General features: G+C 72.9%; 3 protein-coding genes. 1 reads left to right on the top strand and 2 read right to left on the bottom strand.

All coding sequences use genetic code 11. The features are described from left to right. Positions 1 to 1,113, top strand: a 1,113-nt coding sequence (locus DQW06_RS04180) for an endo-1,4-beta-xylanase (protein WP_157983337.1), incomplete at its 5' end; no start/stop codon positions are given. Positions 1,114 to 1,290: 177 nt separating this feature from the next. On the opposite strand, the gene pth is transcribed toward DQW06_RS04180, so the two are convergent. Continuing rightward, positions 1,291 to 1,956 carry an aminoacyl-tRNA hydrolase gene (gene pth, locus DQW06_RS04185; RefSeq protein ID WP_013154991.1) on the bottom strand — a complete coding sequence of 222 codons (666 nt, stop codon included), beginning with the start codon at positions 1,954 to 1,956 and terminating at the stop codon, positions 1,291 to 1,293. A 92-nt stretch (positions 1,957 to 2,048) separates the two neighbouring features. Continuing rightward, on the bottom strand, positions 2,049 to 2,666 hold the full coding sequence (locus DQW06_RS04190; protein ID WP_013154992.1) for a 50S ribosomal protein L25/general stress protein Ctc: 618 nt from the start codon (positions 2,664 to 2,666) through the stop codon (positions 2,049 to 2,051). Positions 2,667 to 3,046 lie beyond the last annotated feature (380 nt).

The raw sequence follows: 3,046 nt of genomic DNA on the forward strand, positions 1-3,046 counted from the left end.
TCCGCGGCCCCCGGGCACGACCACGGCGACGGCCACCGGTCGCCGCACCACCCCCGCCACGCCAAGCCGGGCACGCTGCGCTGGGCCGCGCCCGAGGGCCTGGTCATCGGCACCGCCGTCGCGGGCGGCGGGCACCACGTGGACCAGGACTACCCCGACCCCTTCACCTCGGACCGGCGGTACCGCCGGATCCTGGCCCGGGAGTTCAGCTCGGTCTCCCCCGAGAACCAGATGAAGTGGGAGTACATCCACCCCGAGCGGGGCGAGTACGCGTTCGGGATGGCCGACAGGATCGTGGACTTCGCCGAGCGCCACGGCCAGGACGTGCGCGGGCACACCCTGCTGTGGCACAGCCAGAACCCCGCGTGGCTGGAGGAGGGCGGCTTCACCGACGAGGAGCTGCGGGAGATCCTGCACGACCACATCACCACCGTCGTCGGCCGCTACGAGGGCCGGATCTCGCAGTGGGACGTGGCCAACGAGATCTTCGACGAGTCGGGGCGGCTGCGCACCGAGGACAACATCTGGATCCGCGAGCTCGGGCCGGGGATCATCGCCGACGCCTTCCGCTGGGCGCACGAGGCCGACCCGTCGGCGGAGCTGTACTTCAACGACTACGGCGTCGAGGACGTCAACGCCAAGAGCGACGCCTACCACGCGCTGGTCCAGGAGCTGCTGGCGGACGGCGTGCCGGTGCACGGGTTCTCCGCCCAGGTGCACCTGAGCATGCGGTACGGGTTCCCGTCCGGCCTGGAGGAGAACCTCCAGCGCTTCGACGACCTCGGCCTGGGCACGGCGCTGACCGAGGTGGACGTGCGCATGGACGTGCCCGGGGGCGGGGAGCCGACCGGGGAGCAGCTGGAGCGGCAGGCCGACTACTACGGTCGGGCGCTGGAGGCATGCCTCGGGGTGGAGGGCTGCGACTCCTTCACCATCTGGGGCTTCACCGACAAGTACTCGTGGGTGCCGGTGTTCTTCGAGGGCGAGGGAGCGGCGACCGTCATGGACGGGGACTTCGACCGCAAGCCCGCCTACTTCACCCTCCGGTCCCTCCTGGAGGAGGCCGAGGACGACGGGCGGGGCCGCCCGCCCCGGGCGGGCCGCGGCCGGTAGCCGGGTACCGCGCCCCCGTCGCCGCGCCCGCCGGCGCTCCTCCGCCGGCGGGCGCGGTACGTCCGACTCGGCGCGCGCCGTGCCCGGCGCGGGCGCCCCTCGCGTGGAACCCCTGGTGGGAGCGGCCGTCCGGCGGGCGTGTGAGCCCCGCCCCGGCGGACCCCGGAGCCCGGGAGGTCAGGCGGCGGTGTGGTAGATGTTCTGCGCCCGGCCCAGGCCTTCGGTGAGCACCGTGCGCACCGCGTCGGCGGCGCGTTCGACGTTGAGGTCCAGCTCGGCGCGCTCGGTGGAGGAGAAGTCCTTGAGCACGTACGCGGCCGGGTCCATCCGGCCCGGCGGACGGCCCACCCCGAAGCGCACGCGGATGTAGTCCGGGCTGGACAGGGACGAGGTCATCGACTTCAGGCCGTTGTGCCCGCCCGGCCCGCCGCCCTTCTTGAGCTTGAGCGCGCCGAAGTCGATGTCCATCTCGTCGTGCACCACGACGATCCGCTCGACCGGGACCTTGTAGAAGCGGGCCAGACCGGAGACCGGGCCGCCCGACAGGTTCATGAAGCTCCGCGGCTTGGCCAGCACCACGGGGACGCCGTCCAGGCGGGTCTCCACCACCTCCGCGTGCGCCTTGTGCGCCTTCCAGCGCTCGCCGCCCGCGAGCGCCTCCACCACCAGGAACCCGGCGTTGTGCCTGTTCCCGGCGTACTTGGGCCCGGGATTGCCCAGCCCCACGACGAGCCAGCGCTCGGTATCGGCCATGTCCTCGTTCTCTCCGCCGACGCTTGTGCCCCCGGCGCTCCGCGCGCCGGGGCCCCTGCCGCCGAACAGCCTGCCCCACCAGTTGCCCATGGGGCACGACCCTACCGGGACGGCGGCTGACACGACGGACGCGCGGCCCCTGTCGGGAGACCGCGCGTCGTCGTGTGTGGCCTGCGACCGCCTTACTCGGCGGCGGCCTCCTGGGCGCCCTCGTCGCCCTCGGCGGCCTGGGAGGCCTCCTCGCTGGTCTCCGGCTCCTCCTCCACGCGCGGGGCGGAGACGGTGAGCAGGATGGCCTCGGGGTCGGTGGCCAGGGTGACGCCGGAGGGCAGCTTGACGTCGGCGGCGGTCGGGGTGGCGCCGATCTCCAGGTCCTCGACGACGAACTCGACGCCCTCGGGGATGTGGGTGGCCTCGGCCTCGACGGCCACGGTGACGAGCTCCTGGGTGAGCACACCCGGGGCCTTGACCTCACCGATCAGGTTGACCGGGATCTCGACCTCGACCTTCTCGCCCTTGGAGACGACCAGCAGGTCGATGTGCTCCAGGAAGCCCTTGATGGCGTCGCGCTGCACGCTCTTGGGCAGGGCGAGGTTGTCCTTGTCCAGGCCGTCGAGGCGGATCAGGACGTTGGGGGTCTTCAGGGCGAGCATGAGCTCGTGGCCCGGCAGGTTCAGGTGGCGGGGCTCGGTGCCGTGGCCGTAGAGGACGGCCGGCACCTTACCCGCGCGGCGGGCGCGACGAGAGGCGCCCTTGCCGAATTCCGTGCGGGGCTCGGCAGCGATACGTACCTCGGACACGACAAAACTCCTCGGGTTCAACCCCGCAGAACGGGGAACACGGCTCCAGTAGCACGAACGATTCCCGCCCTCGGCGGGGAATGCGGCGGGGGCTGCCCTCAGGCAGGGACGCGGCCGCCCTGGTTCCAGGCGTGCCCGGCGAGCCGTCACCGGACCCGCCCGGCCCGGGAACGCTCGTCGCGCACCCCTGCCCGCCTTCCGAACGCAGCCTTCTTAGGGCTCCGCCTGGGCACGGGGACACTCGGTCAAGTCTAATGGCTTCGCCGACGACTCCGAACATGGCCCGCGATTCCCGCCCCGGTCCGGACAAGCCCCCAGAGAAACCCGCCGGCCGGGCGGCCTCGGCGCGGACGCCCGCGAGGGGACCGCCCGGCCGCGGG

Origin of the sequence: Nocardiopsis sp. TNDT3 (assembly GCF_003427465.1) — a bacterium.
GTDB lineage: Bacteria > Actinomycetota > Actinomycetes > Streptosporangiales > Streptosporangiaceae > Nocardiopsis > Nocardiopsis dassonvillei.

Bases quoted from the DNA above. Each gene is read 5' to 3' on its own strand.
- pth (WP_013154991.1), bottom strand. From the start codon at position 1,956: ATGGGCAACTGGTGGGGCAGGCTGTTCGGCGGCAGGGGCCCCGGCGCG.